Genomic DNA, 21,440 nt, shown 5'->3' on the forward strand with positions numbered 1-21,440 from the left:
TTCTTGAAAGTTCCCTTATTTTTGCTCTTCTTGTTTAATTTCCTCTAATAACTTCAACATTTCAGGCGTCATTTCTACTGATTCCAACATGTCAGGTCGACGCAAAAAGGTCCGTCGTAATGATTCTTTTAGTTGCCATTCTGCAATTAATTTATGGTTACCATTCGTTAGCACGGCAGGGACTTCCATATCATTGAAAATAGCAGGTCTGGTATATTGTGGATGCTCTAATAGGCCAGTGGAATGTGAATCCGTTTGTGCAGAAAGATTGTTACCTAAGACATCAGGTAATAAACGGACTGTTGCATCAATCATAACCATCGCACCTAATTCGCCACCTGTTAGGACATAATCCCCCAATGAAACTTCATCTGTGACCATCGTGCGAATTCGCTCATCATAGCCTTCATAATGTCCACAAATAAAAACTAAATGTTCTTCTTGTGAAAATTCCTCGGCCATTTTTTGATTAAACGGTTTTCCTGCCGGATCTAATAAGATGACCCGTTTTGGTTGCTGGTTTGTCTCTTCTTCAATTGCTTTTAGGTTATCATAGATCGGTTGTACTTTTAAAAGCATCCCCGCGCCACCGCCATACGGATAATCATCGACCGTTTGATGTTTGTTATCTGAAAAATTGCGAAAATTAGAGACATTCAATTCTAATAACTGCTTTTCCCGAGCTTTCCCAATAATTGATTCCCCCATTGGTCCTTCAAACATTCTAGGAAAAAGAGTTAATACATCAATTCTCATCGTCAATCAATCCTTCTGGAATGTCCACATCAATCCGTTGATTTTCGACATCGACTTTTGTAACAACGCCTTCAATATACGGTAAAAGTAAATCTTTTTTCTTTGGTCGTTGGACGACCCACACATCATTCGCACCAGGAGATAAAATTTCTTTAATTTTTCCCAGTTCACTACCGGTTTCATCATAAACAGTGGCACCAATGATTTGGTGATAATAAAATTCGTCCTCTGCCAATTCAGCGAGATTGTCTTTTGCAACTTTTAAAATACCGTCACGATATTTTTCAACATCGTTGATATTTGGATGTCCTTCAAAGCTTAAAATGTCAAAATTCTTATGCTTGCGGTGGGACTTCACGACCAATTCAATTGGTGCTTTTTTCTCTTGAAATAGCAGTAACGTTGCCCCTTTTTGATAACGTTCTTCTGGAAAATCCGTTTTCGAAATGACCCGAACTTCTCCTTTGATTCCTTGTGTGTTCACAATTTTTCCTACATTTAAATAATCTGTCACGTGAAAGCCTCTCTTCCTTGTATTTCATCTTTCCTATTCTACCATTTCTTACGCGCAAATTCTATGAAAAAACAAAGGCCAACTTTTCTAGTCAGCCTTTGTTTTTATTAATTCGTTAAACCAGTTAATGTGCCATAAATTAAAAATAAATTCAATAACGTCAAGGCAATAGCAATAATCCAAGCTAAAAATTTCACCCACGCTGGATTCGCAAATTGGCCCATTAATTTTTTATCACTTGTATACATCGTTAAAGGAATAATCGACACTGGCAAAGCAATACTTAGGAAAACTTGCGTATAAAGCAACAAGTCTTCAACAGCCGTTTCGCTACCGCCATAAATAATGACACAGATAATGACTGGCACAATTGCTAACAAACGAGTTAACACTCGTCGTGCCCACAACGGCATTTTTAAATGGATAAAGCCTTCCATTACAATTTGTCCTGACAGCGTACCTGTAATCGTTGAATTTTGACCCGAAGCCAGTAAAGCAATTGCAAAAAGAATACTTAACACTGGGCTAGCAATATTACCAACAATATCTGGATTTTTCAGAGCATCAAATAAATCAACAAATTTACCTAATTCACTGTTAGTTCCATAAAATAATGCTCCTCCTAAAATTAACAACAAACAATTTACGACAAAAGCGACAGTTAATTGAATATTTGAATCCCAAGTAGTGAAACGAATTGCTTTGGCTTTCTCAGCATCATCGTTACGATCAAATTTCCGAGCTTGCGCAATGGAAGAATGCAAATATAAGTTATGAGGCATGACTGTCGCTCCAACGATCCCCAAGGCTAAAAATAACATGGATTTATCTGTCGCTATTTTTGTGTCTGGAATAAAACCTCGTAATACTTCACCAACATTTGGATCTGCTAATGCCACTTCATAAGCAAAAACAAAAAAGATGACTGCAATTAAACAAGAAACAATTGCTTCGATTTTGCGAAAGCCTAACTTTGTCAGTAGCAAAAGTAATAAAACATCAAACGTTGTTATCAACACACCAATTAATAATGGAAAACCAAATAATAATTGCAAAGCAACGGCGCCACCAATTACCTCAGCGATATCTGTTGCCATTATGGCTAACTCCGTCACCACCCACAAGGCAACGCCCGTTCGTTTACTTGTATGCTCTCTAGTCGCTTGGGCTAAATCCATTCCTGTCACGATTCCTAAGCGTGCAGCCATACTTTGTAGTAACATGGCAACTAAACTAGAAAGCAAAATCACACTAAGTAACGTGTACTTATATTCCGCTCCGCCAGCAATTGACGTAATCCAATTTCCTGGATCCATATAACCAACAGCCACTAAAGCGCCAGGTCCGCTATAGGCTAACAAAGTTCGCCAAAAGCTAGCATTTTTAGGTACCTCGACGGTATTATTTATCTCTTCTAAACTAGGTCCATTTGCATAATTAAGCATTTTTTCCGTTTTCTTTTCTTTCATCCAACATCCCTCAATCTATCTTGTTCACACATTTCACTTTTAGGTACACCTAAAACTAGTTAACATAATTATAGTCTTCTTATTCTTCGTTGTAAACTGTTACATTCTAATTTTTTTAAGCACTTTCGCTATAAATCGTTTGGTTTTTACCAAAAAATCCCTTACACTTATTTTATCATAGATCGGAGGTTATGAGGATGAAGTTAGATATGGTCGGTATTATCGTCAACGATATGACACAAGCACTCTCTTTTTACCAAACGCTAGGTTTTAACGTGCTGGGAGAAGCTTCGCCTGATTACACAGAATTACAAAACAATGGCGTCAGGATTTCTTTAAATTCACTACAAATGATTACTGGTGTCTATGGGTTTGCGCCTAGCCAGCAAGGCGATAAAATTGAACTTGCTTTTCTTTGTGAAACGGCCGCAGAAGTTGATAGCACCGTGAAAAAAATGAGCCAAGCTGGTTACATTGTTTTTAAAGAACCTTGGAATGCACCTTGGGGCCAACGATACGCAATCATTAAAGACGTGGATGCAAATTTAATTTCACTCTTTGCCCCTCTATAATATTCCTAAAAGATGCGCCACTTTCGTTTCTTTAACTCTCTTTCGAAAGATCAGTGCAGAATGGGTCTTAAGTAGGATGTCTTTTCTGTCTCTTTTTTTGTATAATAAACTTATCAAATGATGTGTATCTTACAACTTTGTTCGTTTGCAGAAAGAACAAACGATGTTTTTTATTGATAAAAAGTTATATACTAAAAGTACGATGAGTATAACTAAAGGAGATGAGAAATGTGAGTGTTACCCTATCTAGAAAAATTGTTAATATTATTTCCATTTTGGGCATTGTTGCAACCATAATTGCAACCATCTATTTTATCCGATTAGGTGTCTTCAAGGACATCAATGCACTAAGAGGACTAGTAGGGCAATCTGTCATTCTCGGTCCGATTATTTTCATGTTAATTCAGATTATTCAAGTGGTTATTCCGATTATTCCTGGTGGTGTTAGCTGTGCTGCAGGGGTCTTGATTTTCGGGCCAACAATGGGCTTCGTCTATAATTACGTTGGTATTGCACTTGGCTCTATTATCATTTTCTTATTAGGTCGTAATTATGGGAAACCATTCATTATGAGCCTTGTCAGTGATAAAACATATAACAAGTATATCGGTTGGTTAGACAATGAAAAACGTTTTGAACGATTGTTTGCTTTAGCAATTTTCTTCCCGATTGCACCGGATGATGCGCTTTGTTTAATGGCCGGTTTAACAAAAATGTCTGTGAAAAAATTTACTCTGATTATTCTATTAGCAAAACCTGCTTCTATCTATTTATATAGTCTTGCGTTAATTTATGGCGGTACATTTTTAACTAGCTTACTGGGAATGTAAATAAATAAAAAAGCGAACGGACTAAATCAAAACTCTGCCTGTGTCAGTTTGATTTAGTCCTTTTATTATGGAATTTTGGTAGAAACTGGGGGACTTTTGATGTTTAGTTATTTTAAAAATAGTATTGTGAATACGCTAGATTTTCTTAAAGGGACAACGGCGTATTTTCGCGATGTGCTCTTGATGCACGGATTTATGTTATTCGTTCTATTGCCTTTATTGACAAGTTTGTCCAAATTGGTACTCAAAGAAGGTGGGATTGATTATATTTCCTACGATAACTTAGGGGCAATTGCTACGCAACATCCCTATGTCCTTTTGACTTTTCTACTAATTGGGCTGTTAATTTTATTGGCACTCTTTTTTGAATTTACCTTTTTATTGCTTAGTGTCTATTTTATTAAGAAAAAGCAAGCAATTACTCTAACGCAATTATTGCACGGCACCTTGCTTCAGATCAAAAAAGTTCGAGGAATTACCTTTCTGTTTTTCCTGGCATATTTCTTTTTGATTTTACCATTAAGTGGGTTAACCTTCCGCTCTTATTTATTAACAAGAGTTAAGATTCCAGCCTTTATCTTAGATTTTATTTTTGCAAATCGCGTCATTATTATTATTGGTTTCGTATTGTTAGAACTGATTATCTTATATTTAGCGATTCGACTTGCTTTTGCCCTTCCAGAGTTGATTTTACGTGATGTTGGTTTTCGTGAGTCTTTAAAACGTAGTTGGCAAATTACAAAGCGGCGCTTTTTCCAGATTTTAGGGCAATTTATTATCATTGGAGGAACTGTTTTAGGGATTTTTACGGCTGGCTATTTCTTGATATTTTTAGGTCAAACCGCCGTCGAAACATTTAAACCTGAGTGGTCTTTACCTAGCGCTGTCATCGCTATGACGCTCCTTCAGGTTATGATGCTCTTAAACTTGGTGTTGTCTAGTGTTGCTATTTTTTACATTATTGTTGATGATATGGAGGATGAAGGGATTTTGCCTGACACGCCAGAATGGTTCACCCCGAAATCAGAGGTTCGGGTAGAATGGACCACCTTCAGAGTCGTTCTTTTTTGTTTGATTGCAATCATCTTCGGAATTGGTGTAGGCACCTATAATACGAATTACCTAAGTCATACACCTGACCGAAAACCGGTTACCATCTCCCATCGTGGTGTTAATGGTAACAATGGCGTTCAAAACACCTTGGATTCTTTAATCGAGACCAATAAGGCAAAACCTGATTATGTTGAAATGGATATTCAAGAAACCAAAGACCATCAATTTATTGTCATGCACGATTTTAATTTACGGGCGTTAACGGGCGTTAATAAACGACCGAATCAATTAACACTTAAAGAATTAACGAATATGAATGTCACAGAAAATGGTCAAACTGCTAAAATGGTTTCTTTCGATGATTATTTAGCCAAAGCCAATCAATTAAAACAACGTTTATTAATTGAAATCAAAACCACGCCTCAAGATAGCCCTGATTTAGTACAGCGCTTTGTCAAACAATACCGTGAAAATATTTTAGAAAACGGCCATATCCTTCATACCTTAACCTATGATACGGCGATGGCCTTAAAGAAAGAAGAACCACGCTTTTATGTAGGTTACGTTATTCCTTTCAACATTGTGGGACCGCCTAAAATGCCAGTTGACTTTTTTACTATGGAATACAGTACAATGAATCGTAACTTTGTAAATGCCGCTCATCATGATGGGAAAAAAGTTTATGCTTGGACAGCAAATGATGAAGATGTTATGACACGAATGATTTTTTATGGCGTCGATGGCATCATTACCGATCAGCTCAGTCTACTGAACGAAACAATGAAAACCGATTTAGAAAACCCAACATACTCCGATAAACTGTTGAATTTCGCTATTGGAATGGGTTAAAAAAAGAGCCAATCTGCTGAGCAGATTGGCTCTTTTACGTTCATGTTAGTTGTTTTTACCAAAAATTCTTAAGAAAGCTAAGAATAAGTTGATGAAGTCAAGGTATAATTGTAATGCGAAGAAAACGGCCATCCCAGTACCTGCTTGATCACCTGTTTGCGCATAGACTTGGCGAATACGTTGGTTATCGTAAGCAGTAATCCCTGAGAAAATTAGGACCATTAAAATGGAAATAAAGAATTCTACAGCATTACTGTGTAAAAGGAACATATTTAGCAACATCGCAATGATAATTCCGATTAAGGCACTATAAGCGGCATGACCAACTGCTGATAGGTCTTTCTTCGTAAAGACACCTACTAATGACATCGCGCCAAAGGTAGCTGCTGCACTTAAAAATGCGCCGGCCACTGTTCCACCAGTATACATTAATAACGTCACGGATAAAGTGACACCATTTAATAATGCATACGCAACAAATCCTGCAATCGCAATGGTTGGATTCTTCTGTGCTTTTGCGCCTAGATATAAAACTAAGCCAATTTCAACAAGCCAAATCATCCAAAAAGCTAAGCTTGATTGGAATAAAGTAGCTAGAACAGGTAAAAAGACAGTTGTCATGGCATAAGCCATAATTGCGCTAATACCAATTCCTAACGCTAAAAATCCGTAAATTTTGGCATAAAATTTATTCAAACCTGTGCCAGTTTGGATATACTCTTGATTATTCATAAGTTAAAGTCCCTTCTTTCTCTGTTAGTTCATCAATCGTCACTTGGGGTGGTTGAACCATCACCACTGCATCTAACACGCGATTTTCTTGCTCATTAACAGCCTCAACTGAAATGGTAATCACATCTTTCATTTTGTCGACTTTGATTACTTCTAATTGGAAAGTCAATGTTTCGTAATGAAAAACGGGTTCCACAAAGTTCACAGAGAAATTCACAACATGTGAACCTGGTCCTGGTAAATGTTTTGAAATCGCACTAGTGATAATCCCCATCAGCATAATTGATGGTACGATTGGTTTTTCATATTCTGTTTTTTGGGCATAATCATGTTGGATATATAAAGGATTCGCATCATTGGTCAAGCCCAAGTAAAGTAATAAGTCCTTGTCTTCAATTGACTCTGTCAAGGACAACGAATCTCCCTCTTCGATATCTTCGATGGTTTTGCCTAATTTTCTCGGTTTTCCGATATTCAAATTAGTACACCTCCGTTATTGATAAGATAATTGTACCAAAATGTACTTAAAAGGCAAGCTAAAAAGTAGTCCTTAAAGGATGTTTAAACAAAACCAACTTATCTACCATGCTAGCATTCTAAAAACAAACAACGGAACAGGAGCAGCTTCTTATTTTTTGAAGCCAGATACCCCTGTCCCGATTTTTTTTATGTTCTCTTATAAAACGTTTCTAGTTGTGTTACTTAGTAATGTTTCGTAGGCTTGTTCAAATTTCTGAACGTCGCCAGCGCCCATAAAGACAACCACTGCATTTTCAAAATCTAGTAAAGGCGACACATTATCTTCGGTAATTACTTGTCCACCTTTTTGAATTTTTTCACCTAAATCTTCAATGCGTACCTCGCCTTGTGTTTCACGCGCAGAGCCAAAAATATTACATAAGAATACTTCATCTGCTAAATCCAGTGCTTCAGCAAATTCATCCATTAAGGCAATTGTTCGTGTAAATGTATGTGGCTGGAAGACAGCAATAATTTCTTTATCAGGATATTTTTGACGAGCGCCATCAATCGTTGCTTTAATTTCAGCTGGATGGTGCGCATAATCATCAACAATAATCATGTCACTGACTTTTTTCTCGCTAAAACGACGTTTTACACCTTTAAAACTTAGCATTTCTTCTGCGACTTTTTGCATATCAAGTTTTTCAAAATAAGCCACAGCAATCACACCTAGCGCATTCATGATATTGTGATGGCCAAATGCTGGTAAGACAAAATGACCTACAAAATCATCCTTGTGATAAACATCAAAAGATGAGCCTTCCGTTGTTCGTTGAATATTTCGGGCTTGGATATCATCCTCTTCGCTGACGCCATAATAATATACTGGCACTTCTGATTCTAACTGACGAAGATACTTATCATCACCATAAGCAAAAATTCCTTTTTTGACTTGATGAGCCATTGTTTGGAACGCTGAAAAAACGTCCTCAATGCTCTTGTAGTAATCTGGATGATCAAAATCGATATTCGTCATAATCGCATAATCTGGTGAATAAGCCAAGAAATGACGGCGATACTCACACGCTTCAAATGCAAAGAAATCAGCATCTGGTTCGCCGTGGCCAGTGCCATCCCCTATTAAATAACTAGTTGGATTGATACCACTTAATACATGTGCTAGCAAACCAGTCGTACTTGTTTTCCCATGTGACCCTGTTACAGCAATGCTTGTGTACGGTTCGATAAAACGAGCAATGAAATCGTGGTAACGAATTACTTCTGCGCCTAATTCGATGGCGCGGGCGATTTCCTCATGGGTATCTGGAAAAGCATTTCCAGCAATAACAATCATGTCTTTATCAATATTATCTGCATTAAATGGTAAAATAGGGACACCTGATTTTTCAAGATCCCGTTGTGTAAAGAAATACTCTTCTACGTCTGATCCTTGAACGTTGTAGCCTTTTTGGTGTAAGACCAACGCTAATGAGCTCATGCCAGAACCTTTAATTCCGACAAAATGGTATAATTTGTTCTCTTGATTTCCCATTATAATCCTCTTCTCTGTCACTATATAAAACATACCTTTTTTAAAAAAATTTCAATCATACGAGATTCATTATCGTATAAAACAAAAAAATAATCAACTATTAAAACAGAATAAAAAACTTACATGTTTCAATTCCACATGCAAGTTTCATCTCTTAACTAAAATATTTACTGTTTTCTAATACAGAACTTGAATCTTCTAGCATCCCACTTAATGGTTTATCCAAGATGCCCTTTTTCTTTTCTTCTGTCACAGGTGCTTCCGGCTCCACTTGAGCATTCGCTTTAGCTAATTTTTTCCCATAAGCCGTTTGACTTTTAGCATTTTTCTTTGCGGCATTCAAACGGGAACGCGAACGTAAATCCAACGCATCTTCGCCAAAACGTTCTAAGTCTGGTTTGATTTGTTGATATTGTCGTCTAGTTAAAGGAATCTCAGGTTCTGAGGTTGGAATATTAAATTTCCGCACCGTTGGATCTTCTTCCGTATCTTTCACTTGAAAAGCCGTTGGTTCATCATCAAGAATGACATATGAACGCCGATCTTTTTTCATTGCTTTTAGCAACTCTTCTTCAGTAAAACTAGGTTCCTGTTCCTCAGGAATCACAGAAGCCGGGATATATTTAGGAACAAAATAAGAAGGTGTCGTTTTCTGCACTAATGGTGATGTGGCAGGTCTACTTGGTTTCGCTACGACTTCTTTTTTTTTATACGTTTGTGTCCAGCCATTTCCTTTTGGCGTCCCAAAAAGGCTATTATTTTTTTTCGTTGCTTGTTTATTTTTCGTTGCTTTACTAGCATGTTTTGTGTAGTCTGGCAAATTAGAACGATGACGTGCTAATTGCTCTTGTTGTGCTGCTGTTAATTGTTGTGTTTGTTTATTTGTAGTTGATTGATTCGTTGTTGGTTGTTGGACGGATGGTGTGCTTTGTCTGGTATCTTCGGCAGATGTTGCAGTTCTTCTGCTACCTGACATTGCTTTACCAATCAGATCATCTTGAAATAAGTTACGTTCATTATCTGTTGGTAATTTTACGCCCTGTTCATCATCATATGCTGGAAAACGGAAATGTTTTCTCTTCACTTGAGCATTATCCATTGCGGTCATTCCTTTTATTTTTCTTTCTCATTAGTTTAACACATTCTCAATGAATACTAAAGAACTTGCCTGAATTTTTAAGAGAACAAAAAAAGAAACCTCCGTTTAAAAAGGTTTCTTTTTTGTTTATTTATCTAGTTGTAATTTGGCAAAGTCCGCTTTGACTTGAATGAATGACTGAAACAATTGTAAAAACTGAAAGAGTCGCGCCCGATTTTCAAATTCACTTCTTGTTTGCGGCAATGGTTTTGTGCGATAGGTTTCATAAACGGTCTTAATTCGATTCATAATTTCTTGTCCATCATTATTCTCTGCAAATGTTTCTGCCGTATATTCCAACAATTGTTGAATATAACGAACTTGTTGCGCATCAACAGTAATATCTTCTAATAATTCCAACATGTTTTTTAGAATATTACTTTGCATTTTTCTCATCGCAAAGTACTCTAAATAATACGTATTGGTAGACAGCAATTGATTCTCGGCATGATTTTTGGCCCACGTCTCGCCTGTGCGAATAAAGGTTTTTAAATCTGCACAATGCATGACCAAATTTCGCTCTCCTGCAGCGTTGTTTAAATGTAGCGCCATTTCCCTTAAAATTTTACGAAACATTGTTTCAATGACTTCTTGGTCTTCTCTTAAACGTTTTTCTGTATCAGGCATATAAGAATTAGCTAATAACGCTAGTCCCACACCAATACTCATTAATAAAAACTCATTTCCAATAATCGCCCAAGAAAGATTTTTTTCGACTAAATAATGAGTTACCAAAACGGAACTCACAACAATCCCATCAGATAATTGAAAATACACAGCTGCTGGAATAAATAATAACAAAAAAATACCAAAAGCAATCGCTGTAAAACCTAAAAAAGTAAAACAAATATACGCTAAAATAGTTGCTAAAGCTAAGGATAACAAACGATAAATCCCTGTCATGACAGATGTTTTTTTCGTGCTAGTAACACTTAAAACCGAAATAATCCCTGCCGAAGGGGCATAAAGTAATCCCAGTTTTTCCGCAATAATCATTGCTAATGCAGCGCTAATGGCTGTCTTGACTGTTCGTAAACCAATTTTCATGCATACTCCCCTTAAAAAATAATAATTCTTCACTTTTCTCTAGTAATTTTACCTCTATTTCGGTTATCATTAAAGAGAAAAGTTATTTAGGAGCGAATATTTATGATAGTGGGTCGATTTCGTTTAGGCATGCGAACGTTAAAAACAGCAATTGCTGTCATGCTGTGTATTCTTTTATTTCAATTTTTCCATCGTGGCTCACCTATGATTGCCTGTTTAGCAGCTGTTTTTTCGCTAAGACAAGATTTAAATACTAGTTTGTCTTTTGGAAAATCGCGCATTATTGGAAACACATTGGGTGGCTTTTTAGCTTTGCTTTATGTATTAGCACAAGATTATTTTCCTAATCAACACTTAGTAGAATTACTGCTACTACCACTTTTAGTCATTATCGTCATCGTTGTTTCTGATGGGATTAATAACAATGCTGGAATCATTTCTGCAACTGCGACACTTTTAATGATTTCTTTAAGTATTCCGCAAAGCGATTCCTTTCAATATGCAATGGAACGTGTGTTGGATACATTCATTGGGACCTTTATAGCGATTGGTTTAAACGTCTTTTTACAACCTAAGCCAGCAGAAGAAGCCCATGAAATTTCTGAAGATTTAGCTGAATTAGAAAAGAAAGAAAAAGAACTAGAAGCTTTACGCCAACAAGTTCAAGCGCGGATTGCCGCAGAAGAAAACACTGACGACAAGGCAAATAAATAAAGAAACAGCCGATTGAAGAGAACAACAATCGGCTGTTTCTTTATAGTTCCCAATTCATTTTTGCTTGAAAGTTGGCGGCTGCGCCAATCAAGTTGGCATCATTTTGATAATGGCAGGTCACGATTTCTGGAACAAAATCTTTTAATTCAAAGGTTTGTAAATGCGTTAGCATCCGGCGATTAATCTCTGCTAATAAGCCTTCTTTAGCAGAAACACCGCCTCCGAGTACAATCATTTCAGGATCATAAGAAAACTGTAAGCCGAATAATCCTTGTGTTAAATAATCATAAAAATTATTGACTTCTTCGCGAGCAACCTCATCCCCTCGTTGTGCCAGTTCAAAAACTTCTTCTCCTGTCACCGCCTGTTTTTCGACTCCAATTCGTTCACAATAGCGCTGAGCCATTTTGACAGCTGTGCCAATTTCACTGAATGTTTGGCCATTACTTAAAAAGTTCAGTCCAAACTCGCCTCCATATAAATGAGCGCCTTTGTACAATTCGCCATTGCGAAAAATCGCTCCACCAATTCCTGTCCCAATAACGACAAAAAGCACTTCTTTTTTTCCTTTCGCTGCGCCTTCATATATCTCAGCTAAACCAGCACAATTCGCATCATTTTCGATAGTCACTGGTAAGCCAAACAACGCTTCTAATTCTTCATAAATGTTAAAATGATGAATATATGGAATGGCGGAAATCCCTAAAATCTGTTGACTTTTTTCGTCAACTACTCCAGGTGAACTAAAAGCAACACCACTAATCGACTCATTTCTTTTGTCTGCATAAACCGAATATAAATGCGCTTTCATTTCTTCCCAAGAGCCAGGTGTTGGAAAGCTCCCTTGATTTGTTAATTCTTTGCCTGTCCAAACGCCGTATTTCACGGAAGAACCGCCAAGATCAAATGCTAAAATTGCCATATTTATCCATCCTTTTCTACTTCTGTTTTCTTATTTCTTCGATACGTATACGGTCCATGATAGGTCTCATCAGGATTTTTCGTCAAGCGAAATTTCAACGGAACATAGTCAATGCCGCCTTTAACAAAAGGATGACATCGTAAAATCCGTGCTACCCCCATCGTTGTTCCTTTGACACTTCCATGTGTATGAATTGCATCAATCATATATTGTGAACACGTTGGGTAATAGCGACAACGTGCAGGCAATCCTGGAGAAATAAATCGTTGATAAAAACGAACACCGCCGATTAACGGATTTTTCATAAAGTGCCTTCTTTCTAACTAATTCTTACTAAAGAATAGCTTGTTTTTTCATGTTTGGCAAGTCTTAGTTACGAGAAATTACACCAGGTGCACCTATGACGAATTCTTACATTTCTGTTGCTATCCAAATGAAAAAAAACGTGCTACACTATAAAAAAAGGAATGGAGGCTTAGTAAATGGGATTAAAATTTGAACGTTCCAATGACTTAGATAAACTCTTCGATTCTTTCGCCGTTGATCCATTAAAGAAAGAAGTACCTCTTGAAGAACTGGCAAAACAACGACAAGAAGCAAAAAAAGAAGAAGCAAAAAAACAAGCAAAAGAGTAATTTTGCTTGTTTTTTTCTATAGAAACTTTTCAATTGCTGTCCAAGCTGCTTCTTTTCCTTCTTTTGTTTCAGAAGAGAAAATAATAAAGTCATCTTGTTTATCAAAATTCAAGGCTTTTTTGATGACACTCTCGTGTTTGTTCCATTTGCCCCGCGGAATTTTGTCTGCCTTAGTTGCCACAATAATAACTGGCAAATCATAGTATTTCAAAAATTCATACATTTGGATATCATCTTGGGTCGGCGGATGACGTAAATCAATTAAAGAAACGACTGCACGTAATTGCTCACGTTGCGTGATATACGTTTCAATCATTTTTCCCCACTTCGCACGTTCTGTTTTAGAAACTTTGGCATAACCATAGCCAGGAACATCCACAAAGTGTAAGGCATCCTCAATTAAATAAAAGTTTAGCGTTTGCGTTTTACCAGGTTTACCCGAAGTTCTTGCTAAATTTTTACGATTAATCAAGGTATTAATAAAAGATGATTTCCCAACGTTCGAACGTCCAGCTAAAGCAATCTCCGGTAACTGAGATTCAGGATATTGTTTAGGGGATACCGCACTAATCACGATTTCTGCATTATGTACGTTCATTGTTTTCCTCCGTTCTTCTGTTCAGTCTTTCATTCAAAAGCTTAACAAAAACAGCTCTTTCGGAGATCCGCCGAAAGAGCTGTTTTCAGCTTCAATCTTATACAGCTTCTTTATCTTTTTTGTTATAAATAATTGTTGGTTTACCGGTACCTTCAGCGGCCATTTTAGTAATGATAACTTTTTCAATGCTTTCATCTGAAGGAACATCAAACATTACGTCCATCATAATTTCTTCAATGATTGAACGAAGTCCGCGTGCGCCAGTATTACGTTCAATGGCTTTGGCTGCGATGGCTTTTAATGCTTCTGGTTCAAATTCTAATTTAGTGTCATCAAGAGACAATAATTTTTGATATTGTTTCACCAAGGCATTCTTCGGTTCTGTTAAAATTCGAACTAAATCATCATTCGTTAATTTATCAAGCGCAGCCATTACAGGTAAGCGTCCAATAAATTCTGGAATTAAACCAAATTTCAATAAATCTTCTGGAATAATATGTTGCATGATGCTTTCTTCTTCATTTAAAGCAGAATTAGTTTTACCAAAACCAATAGTTTTTTCGCCTAAGCGGTTTTTAACAATAGTTTCAATTCCATCAAATGCTCCACCAACGATGAAGAGAACATTCGTTGTGTCAATTTGGATAAATTCTTGATGTGGATGTTTGCGGCCCCCTTGTGGTGGTACACTTGCAACTGTTCCTTCAAGAATTTTTAGTAAGGCTTGTTGAACACCCTCACCTGAAACATCTCGAGTAATCGAAACATTTTCACTCTTACGGGCAATTTTATCAATCTCATCAATATAGATAATGCCCTTTTCCGCACGTTCAACATTATAGTCAGCAGATTGTAGTAATTTTAAAAGGATATTTTCAACATCTTCCCCTACATAACCTGCTTCTGTTAAACTGGTCGCATCAGCGATTGCAAAAGGTACATTTAATGTTTTTGCTAACGTTTGAGCCAAGAAAGTTTTACCTGAACCTGTTGGTCCAATTAAACAAATGTTACTTTTTTGCAATTCAACTTCATCTTGAGTTGCAGCTGTTTCTGATTGATTCACACGTTTATAGTGATTGTAAACAGCAACAGAAAGTGTGCGTTTTGCACGTTCTTGTCCAATAACATATTCATTTAAAACATTTAAAATTTCTTGGGGTTTTGGCACATCCGTTAATTCTCGGACTGCTTCATCATAAAATTCTTCATCAATAATCTCTTTACATAGATCAATACATTCATTACAAATATAGACACCCGGACCAGCAACAATTTTTTTTACTTCTTCTTGTGTTTTCCCACAAAATGAACAACGAACGGTCCCGTTATTATCCGTATTGTCGTACATGTTCGTCACCCCTCTAAAAATCAAAAAATGACTGTCATCACAGTCTCTCATCATAATAGCACAAACCACTTTAAAATGCGAACATCTCAGATAGAAAGTTTTATTGTTCTTAGACTTCTTATGGTATACTACATTATATAAAAGCACTTTCATAAAAAGTGATTGTGTTGAAACAAATTGGAGGAATTGTGATGTTAGAACAAATTTTACTAGGTACCTATACTCGAAGAGCCAGCCAAGGCATTTATAAAATTGCATTAGATACGACACAAGGTCGTTTAACAGAAGCGACACTTTTGTTAGAAGAAACGAGTCCTACCTATCTTGCTCTGAGTCAAAAGGGCGAACTTTTTAGCGTCACTAGTGTTGACGGTGAAGGTGGCACTGCCGCTTATCAACCAGAAATGGACCATTTTAATTTATTGAATAAAGTAACTGAAGAAGGTGCACCGCCATGTTATGTAGCTGTTGACGAAAACCGACAACTTGTCTATGCAGCAAATTATCACCAAGGTATCGTTCACGTGTATCGTATCTTAGAAGATGGTGCTTTGGAAGATGCTGACAAAGTGATTCATACAGAGCCAACTGGTCCTCATGAAAATCAAAACAATGCCCATGTTCATTACACAGATTTGACGCCTGATCAACGCTTAGTCGTCTGTGATCTAGGAACCGATCGCGTGTATACGTATAATGTTAGCTTAGATGGAAAGCTTTCTGAAATCGCTCAATTCGTGACTGAGCCAGGGACTGGTCCACGTCATTTAGTGTTCCACCCAACAAAATCATTGGCCTATCTATTTGGTGAGTTAGATAGCACTGTTTCAGTTCTTTCATATGATGAAACAGATGGTTCTTTTACTGAATTACAAAAAGTTTCTACTTTGCCTGCTGATTATGATGCGTTTAATGGTGGTGCTGCAATTCGTATTTCTTCTGATGGCCGTTTCCTTTATGCTTCAAACCGTGGCCATAACTCAATTGCTGTCTATGCTGTTTCAGAAAATGGCGAAGCGATTGAACGAATTCAATTAATTTCAACAGAAGGCGATATTCCGAGAGATTTTGATTTAGATCCTTCTGAAGATTTCATCGTTGTTGCTAATCAAGACTCTGATAACTTAACACTTTATCGTCGGAACCAAGAAACAGGCTTATTAGAAATGATTCAAAAAGATGTTGCTGTTCCCGAATGTGTTTGTGTTTTATTTGTATAATTAAGTTGACTATTTCCTTGGAAAATAACAGGAGTCAGATGCTAAATAATTTTTGCATCTGACTCCTGTTTTCTTATTTTAAACGATGGATTGGTTCTCCAATTCTTTAACGTATAAATAAAAAGAGCCAAAATCTAAGCGATTCATTTGTAAAGATTCATGAATTTTTGTGAACCCTTTACTTTCGAAAAATCGAATCATTCTATGGTTAGTATGATTAGTTTGAGCATACATTTTACGTCTTCCTTCCCAGACTGCTCGTTTCTCCAATTCATGGAACAACAAACTGCCATAACCCTTGGCAATATAATTAGGCGAAGTTGCAAAGCGCTTTAGCCAAACAAAGTCTTGTTCCTGCTCCATACAGAACGTTGCCATTGAAAAAATCATTTCTTCGTGCATTAGCAAATACAACCGTTTTTTTGTAATGTCTTCTTGGATATCTCCTTGAGAAGGATAGTCCTTTGTCCACTGTGTAATGCCCACAACATCCATGTATGCCTTTACTTCTGTTAAAAATTGAAGAATCATCGGTAACTCTTTCTCATCAGCCACTCTAATTTTCATTGTTTATTCTCTTAATAAGGTAACAATAGAATCGACAAGACAATCACACTAATAATGCCAATGATGGTCGGTACACTCGTCCGTTTTAAAATTCTGATGGGACTAACTCCTACTGTTGATGCGACAATCATGACAACTGCTGCTACAGGAGAAATCGTTCTAGTTAAATTCGCGATCATCTGCATTGGCAAGGAAATTAAAATACCATCAATCCCAGCTTTTTCGGCAATTCCAGGGATTAGTTCGATAACCGCATAAAACATTGCCAGTCCACCACCGCTTAAAATTCCAAAAAGGGTCGTTGCACCGCTGAAAATTAAGGTCGTGACAATTCCTGCTGAACTTGATGCTTCGACAGATGCCATAATACTATCAATAATTCCTAACGTTTGAATCGCAGACGTGAACAATGAACCGCCTACGACAAGCATCACAACTTGACTAAACCCTTGCCCCATTCCTTTAAACATCTCGACAGCCGTATCTTGAACCTTTTTAAAAGATTTCAAGCGAAGCGTCTCAACCGATACAGCGATGAAGAAAGAAATAAATGTAAGAACAAAAATATCCATCGTTATTCCTTTAATAAACATTCCTGCGATTCCCACTCCAACAATTAATAATAGCGGTAATATTGGCAATATTGCATAAAATTTAGGAACATCAAATTCTTTTTGTTTGCTTAAGCCTTCTTCATTTAATGAGACATAGGCAGCATCACCTTCTTTTTTATCGCAGTATTTTTGCCAGAAGTACTGTGCAACCGCAATGATTAATAACGATGGCAGCGAAATTTTGGCATTCCATATAACATAATTTAACACATCATAACCAAGGGTATTTGCGGCGATTACGTTATCCGCGCCTAAAGGTGTTGGCATGATAGTTGCCGTCATTGCAATCACACCTGCAGCAGTTAATGATGAAATCCCCATGCTGGCTAGCATCGGATATAATATAGACATTAAAATAATCGCTAAGCTTGATGCACTAGGAACTACCAGTGACATTAAATTTCCAATTAAAAAGACCACAGGGACAAATAACGATTTACGTTTAATCTTCATTAATGGTTTCACCAAAAAGTTGACAGCCATCTGATTGGCCCCGATTGCATTCATATAGCCTGAATAACCAAAAAGAATCATAATTACAATTCCTGCTGAACTCACTTGTGCAATAATTGTATCTTTAAACTTCAAGAAAATATCAAATAATCCAAAACCGGTTCCTTCCCCTGCAGGATAAATGGGATGTCCTAACATCCATGCACATGCAAGTAGAACAAGCGCACCAATAATTAAGCTGAGTGCGGGATGATAATTTTTTACAATCAAATAGGCTACAACAACTAAAACGACCAATACCAATAAACTTTCAATCATACTTATCCTCCTTCAGTTAATTAACCGCTTTCATTTTTTCGACAACCCATTTTTGAAAAGCTTCAACGTTTACATCTATACAGGCAACGGCATTCGTGTTTTTATGATACTTCATTTTTAAATCCGCAACAGTAGCTCCCGCAGCTGGACCTTCCAAAGCAACTTCAATGAACGTTTCAGTTGTCTCAAATAATTCTGGTGAAGTTAAATAGGCAATCGCACAGACATCATGCATTTTCAAACCTGTAGTTAAACTGCCGCCTCTATAATGACGGAAAAGACCATAAAACATTTCCCCCACTCTACCAAGCGCTCTGATGGCTGTTACTTCATGATTCGTTAACACAGCTTGACTTGTAACATCTAATCCTACCATTGTTAGCGGGACACCTGATTGGAAAACAATTTGTGCAGCGTGTGGATCGACATACGTATTAAATTCGGCACTTGTATTTGTATTTCCCCTTGCTAATGAGCCACCCATCATGACGATTTCTGCAATATTTTCTTTGACTTCTGGATAGAGGGTCAGTAACAAAGCAATATTCGTTAATGCAGCAATTGGAACAATGGTCAAAGGAACATCACTAGACAGAATTTCTTTTCGCATAGCTTCCACTGCATGAATATCTAAACACGTAGAGATAGGTTGCGGAAACTCAAAGCCATCCATGCCAGTCTCCCCATGAATCTCAGCAGAATCTTCCAATTGAATAAGTAACGGACAATTACACCCCTTGGCTACAGGAACCTTTTTCCCAAAAAAATCGACAAGTTTCAAGGCATTATTTGTTGTTTTTTCTACATCTACATTCCCTGCAACCGTCGTTATTAAGCGAACTTCTAGGTTAGGATGATTCAGTGCAATCGCTAAAGCTACAGCATCATCAATTCCTGGGTCCGTATCAATAATGATTGGTCTTTTCTTTGTATCCATTTTTCTTCCTCCATTCACATTTAGGAAAAACATTTCCGGAAACGTTTTCTTAATTTGAGATTAACAGCGCTTTCATTAAAAGTCAAGCAGAATTTCTAAATAATAAATAATTAGGCTTTTTCTTGACTTTCTGCTTTTAGAATGCTTACTATAAAAAAGAGTTCAGTGAAAGGACGAAAATGATGAATATTAAAGATATTGCAAAATTAGCTGGCGTTTCCGCTTCAACTGTATCCAAAATTATAAATAATAAAGATCAAACTATTAGTAAAGAAACCCGTGAGCGTGTCTTAAAAATCGTTCGAGATTACAACTACACACCTTACTCAGCAAATCTCGTCACAAATAGTACTACAAAAACCTTCGTGTTATTATTAAATAGCCATGAAACTTTTGAGGCTTGGGTTACGAGCTTTATTGATAAAGCTCAAGAAAATGGCTATAGCTGCTTAATTTTAAATAGTCACGGTAGTTTAGAACAAGAACTGAAAAATATTACCTCGCCAACTTTAAAACAAGCCAGTGGCATTATTTGGGACCCAATCAATGAAAACAGTAAACAATACGCGAAATTTATAGAAGAATTAACGATTCCTTACTATTTCGTCAATCACTCAACTAACGAATTACCTTCTCTAGCGGGTCTTTATGAAGAAGCTAGTTATGTTTTAACCCAAGAATTATTACAGAATAACCATAAAAAAATTAGTTATTTCGTCACTAACCCAAAATATAAAGAAGCAATTATTGCAGGCTATAAAAAAGCCTTGTTTGATGTCAATTTACCCTTTAGTAAAGAAAATATTTTAACTACTATCCCTGCTGATTTCAGTAATCAGCTTATCACAGATGGGATTACGGGTATCCTTACTGATGACTATACCCAGGCTGTTTTTTTGGAACAGCTTTTAAAGCAGAGCGGTTTGCGAACCCCCGATAATTACTCTTTACTCGCAATTAAGCGAAAAATTGATCGTTCATTTTTACCTGATCATATTTCTTCCGTCTTATTAGACACAGAGACGTTTGGCAGCCAGTTAGCCTTATTATTGCTTAACAAACGCAAAGAAAAAACAGCCTTGATTAATGAGGCTGAAAAATTGGTGCTAGATCACAAAAATACATTAGGCATGTCTAGTGTTAATCCACATAGCAAAATGATTGTAGTGGGTAGTTTAAACGTTGATAATTATCTGTATTCAACAAATTTACCACATAACGGCAAAACAAATTTTTTGTCTAGCTATGCTAAATTCCCCGGCGGAAAAGGATTAAATCAAGCTGTTGGCTTAACCAAACTGGGCCATCAGGCCACCTTAATTGGTTGTTTAGGCTCAGACACAGATGCGAATTACTTATATAAAGAATTAGAAAAATACCACGTTACGACAGATGGTATCACACGTATTCAAGATACTGAGACTGGTCAAGCTTATATTTATGTTGAGACAAGCGGCGACTCCATGATTTCAATCTTACCTGGTGCAAACACAGCGCTTACGCCTAAAAAAATCGCACAGCAAAAACACCTATTTATGGATGCCAGTTTTTGTCTCATTCAAACAGAAATTCCTTTGTCTGCTGTAGAGAAAGCTTGTGAAATCGCCCAACATTCAGGCGTACCGATTATTTTAAAACCAGCTGCTATTCATCATATTCCAGTGAATATACTAGAAAAGGTTGATTTTTTCATTCCCAATGAAGATGAATTATTGGAACTTCAACCAGATACTGGTACATTAGAAGAGAAAGCGGCGTACTTCTTAGAAATGGGCGTAAAAAATGTCATTGTTACTTTAGGAAAAAAAGGCGTGTTATTAAAAACACCCCAAGTGTGCCACTATTTCCCTGCAACAGAAAATATAGCTGTGGATAGTACTGGTGCCAGTGACAGCTTTATCAGCGCGCTCGCCTCCTATCTTTCGAAAGGTTATCCGACTGAAGCAGCCATTCAAATAGCAATTCAGGCTGCAGGATTTTCAGTTTCTAAAGAAGGGGTGATTGATTCTTTAGTTGATCACGTCACTTTGGAAAATTATTTGATAAAAAAAGAACCCGCTCTTTTTGCTCATCGTAACACCTGTGTCGACTGACACAGGTGTTTTCCTGCTGAATATCTTGTTATTTTCTCATAAAC

Annotated in this window: 22 protein-coding genes; 7 read left to right on the plus strand and 15 right to left on the minus strand. The window is 36.9% G+C overall.

The features are described 5' to 3' along the window. Positions 1-15: 15 nt before the first annotated feature. The 3 genes from trmD to AB1I62_RS09320 form a co-directional block, all read right to left on the minus strand. Positions 16-756: a tRNA (guanosine(37)-N1)-methyltransferase TrmD gene (trmD, locus tag AB1I62_RS09310; protein ID WP_048737299.1), complete on the minus strand. Its 741-nt coding sequence runs from the start codon at positions 754-756 to the stop codon at positions 16-18. Further along, positions 746-1,270: a ribosome maturation factor RimM gene (rimM, locus tag AB1I62_RS09315; protein ID WP_002360070.1), complete on the minus strand. Its 525-nt coding sequence runs from the start codon at positions 1,268-1,270 to the stop codon at positions 746-748. The genes trmD and rimM overlap by 11 nt, the downstream gene beginning before the upstream one ends. Positions 1,271-1,377: 107 nt before the next feature. Continuing rightward, complete coding sequence (locus tag AB1I62_RS09320) at positions 1,378-2,739, minus strand: Nramp family divalent metal transporter (RefSeq protein ID WP_002360069.1); 1,362 nt, start codon at positions 2,737-2,739, stop codon at positions 1,378-1,380. A gap of 197 nt (positions 2,740-2,936) precedes the next feature. On the opposite strand from AB1I62_RS09320, the gene AB1I62_RS09325 reads away from it, so the two are divergent. From AB1I62_RS09325 to AB1I62_RS09335, 3 genes are all read left to right on the plus strand, one after another. Next, complete coding sequence (locus AB1I62_RS09325) at positions 2,937-3,311, plus strand: VOC family protein (RefSeq protein ID WP_002419919.1); 375 nt, start codon at positions 2,937-2,939, stop codon at positions 3,309-3,311. A 230-nt stretch (positions 3,312-3,541) separates the two neighbouring features. Beyond that, positions 3,542-4,141 carry a VTT domain-containing protein gene (locus tag AB1I62_RS09330; protein WP_002357169.1) on the plus strand — a complete coding sequence of 200 codons (600 nt, stop codon included), beginning with the start codon at positions 3,542-3,544 and terminating at the stop codon, positions 4,139-4,141. Positions 4,142-4,240: 99 nt separating this feature from the next. Further along, positions 4,241-6,043, plus strand: a complete 1,803-nt coding sequence (locus tag AB1I62_RS09335) for a glycerophosphoryl diester phosphodiesterase membrane domain-containing protein (protein ID WP_002377127.1) — start codon at positions 4,241-4,243, stop codon at positions 6,041-6,043. A 45-nt stretch (positions 6,044-6,088) separates the two neighbouring features. Here AB1I62_RS09335 and AB1I62_RS09340 read toward each other — a convergent pair whose 3' ends face one another. The 5 genes from AB1I62_RS09340 to AB1I62_RS09360 all read right to left on the minus strand — a co-directional run bounded on the left by AB1I62_RS09340 (position 6,089) and on the right by AB1I62_RS09360 (position 10,974). After that, on the minus strand, positions 6,089-6,775 hold the full coding sequence (locus tag AB1I62_RS09340) for a Bax inhibitor-1/YccA family protein (RefSeq protein WP_002357165.1): 687 nt from the start codon (positions 6,773-6,775) through the stop codon (positions 6,089-6,091). Then, the gene (locus AB1I62_RS09345) at positions 6,768-7,253 is read right to left on the minus strand and encodes a MaoC/PaaZ C-terminal domain-containing protein (RefSeq protein ID WP_002357164.1); all 486 of its coding nucleotides are present in this window, start codon (positions 7,251-7,253) and stop codon (positions 6,768-6,770) included. Before AB1I62_RS09345 ends, AB1I62_RS09340 begins: the two co-directional genes overlap by 8 nt. Positions 7,254-7,451: 198 nt before the next feature. Continuing rightward, positions 7,452-8,789: a UDP-N-acetylmuramate--L-alanine ligase gene (murC, locus tag AB1I62_RS09350; protein WP_002357163.1), complete on the minus strand. Its 1,338-nt coding sequence runs from the start codon at positions 8,787-8,789 to the stop codon at positions 7,452-7,454. Positions 8,790-8,943: 154 nt separating this feature from the next. Further along, the gene (locus tag AB1I62_RS09355; protein WP_367019251.1) at positions 8,944-9,897 is read right to left on the minus strand and encodes a hypothetical protein; all 954 of its coding nucleotides are present in this window, start codon (positions 9,895-9,897) and stop codon (positions 8,944-8,946) included. Between the two features lie 117 nt (positions 9,898-10,014). After that, positions 10,015-10,974: an aromatic acid exporter family protein gene (locus AB1I62_RS09360; RefSeq protein ID WP_002360063.1), complete on the minus strand. Its 960-nt coding sequence runs from the start codon at positions 10,972-10,974 to the stop codon at positions 10,015-10,017. Positions 10,975-11,076: 102 nt separating this feature from the next. On the opposite strand from AB1I62_RS09360, the gene AB1I62_RS09365 reads away from it, so the two are divergent. Next, positions 11,077-11,688, plus strand: a complete 612-nt coding sequence (locus AB1I62_RS09365; RefSeq protein WP_002365791.1) for an aromatic acid exporter family protein — start codon at positions 11,077-11,079, stop codon at positions 11,686-11,688. Positions 11,689-11,728: 40 nt separating this feature from the next. On the opposite strand, the gene AB1I62_RS09370 is transcribed toward AB1I62_RS09365, so the two are convergent. Continuing rightward, positions 11,729-12,610 carry an ROK family protein gene (locus tag AB1I62_RS09370; protein ID WP_048737301.1) on the minus strand — a complete coding sequence of 294 codons (882 nt, stop codon included), beginning with the start codon at positions 12,608-12,610 and terminating at the stop codon, positions 11,729-11,731. Between the two features lie 2 nt (positions 12,611-12,612). Continuing rightward, entirely contained in the window at positions 12,613-12,915 is a 303-nt protein-coding gene (yidD, locus tag AB1I62_RS09375; protein WP_002357157.1) for a membrane protein insertion efficiency factor YidD, read from the minus strand. 177 nt (positions 12,916-13,092) lie between these two features. On the opposite strand from yidD, the gene AB1I62_RS09380 reads away from it, so the two are divergent. Beyond that, entirely contained in the window at positions 13,093-13,245 is a 153-nt protein-coding gene (locus tag AB1I62_RS09380; protein WP_002362024.1) for an SPJ_0845 family protein, read from the plus strand. Between the two features lie 16 nt (positions 13,246-13,261). Here AB1I62_RS09380 and yihA read toward each other — a convergent pair whose 3' ends face one another. Together yihA and clpX are read right to left on the minus strand one after the other, a co-directional pair. Next, positions 13,262-13,843 carry a ribosome biogenesis GTP-binding protein YihA/YsxC gene (gene yihA / locus AB1I62_RS09385; protein WP_002357155.1) on the minus strand — a complete coding sequence of 194 codons (582 nt, stop codon included), beginning with the start codon at positions 13,841-13,843 and terminating at the stop codon, positions 13,262-13,264. Positions 13,844-13,940: 97 nt separating this feature from the next. Continuing rightward, complete coding sequence (gene clpX, locus AB1I62_RS09390) at positions 13,941-15,194, minus strand: ATP-dependent Clp protease ATP-binding subunit ClpX (protein WP_048737302.1); 1,254 nt, start codon at positions 15,192-15,194, stop codon at positions 13,941-13,943. Between the two features lie 191 nt (positions 15,195-15,385). Here clpX and AB1I62_RS09395 point away from each other — a divergent pair, with 191 nt between their 5' ends. Next, on the plus strand, positions 15,386-16,414 hold the full coding sequence (locus AB1I62_RS09395; protein ID WP_048737304.1) for a lactonase family protein: 1,029 nt from the start codon (positions 15,386-15,388) through the stop codon (positions 16,412-16,414). Between the two features lie 78 nt (positions 16,415-16,492). Here AB1I62_RS09395 and AB1I62_RS09400 read toward each other — a convergent pair whose 3' ends face one another. Genes AB1I62_RS09400 through rihC form a run of 3 tightly spaced genes read right to left on the minus strand, consistent with a single transcriptional unit; the run spans position 16,493 to position 19,336 of the window. Further along, a complete protein-coding gene (locus AB1I62_RS09400) occupies positions 16,493-16,981 on the minus strand; it encodes a GNAT family N-acetyltransferase (RefSeq protein WP_048737305.1) in 489 nt (162 codons plus the stop codon). Between the two features lie 11 nt (positions 16,982-16,992). After that, positions 16,993-18,366, minus strand: a complete 1,374-nt coding sequence (gene dcuC, locus AB1I62_RS09405) for a C4-dicarboxylate transporter DcuC (protein ID WP_367019253.1) — start codon at positions 18,364-18,366, stop codon at positions 16,993-16,995. Between the two features lie 16 nt (positions 18,367-18,382). Then, the gene (gene rihC / locus AB1I62_RS09410) at positions 18,383-19,336 is read right to left on the minus strand and encodes a ribonucleoside hydrolase RihC (protein ID WP_002383111.1); all 954 of its coding nucleotides are present in this window, start codon (positions 19,334-19,336) and stop codon (positions 18,383-18,385) included. A 146-nt stretch (positions 19,337-19,482) separates the two neighbouring features. On the opposite strand from rihC, the gene AB1I62_RS09415 reads away from it, so the two are divergent. After that, the gene (locus AB1I62_RS09415; protein ID WP_010822941.1) at positions 19,483-21,396 is read left to right on the plus strand and encodes a PfkB family carbohydrate kinase; all 1,914 of its coding nucleotides are present in this window, start codon (positions 19,483-19,485) and stop codon (positions 21,394-21,396) included. The last annotated feature ends 44 nt before the right edge of the window (positions 21,397-21,440 follow it).

This window comes from Enterococcus sp. AN402, from assembly GCF_040719405.1.
In the GTDB taxonomy this organism is placed as follows: Bacteria; Bacillota; Bacilli; order Lactobacillales; family Enterococcaceae; genus Enterococcus; species Enterococcus faecalis.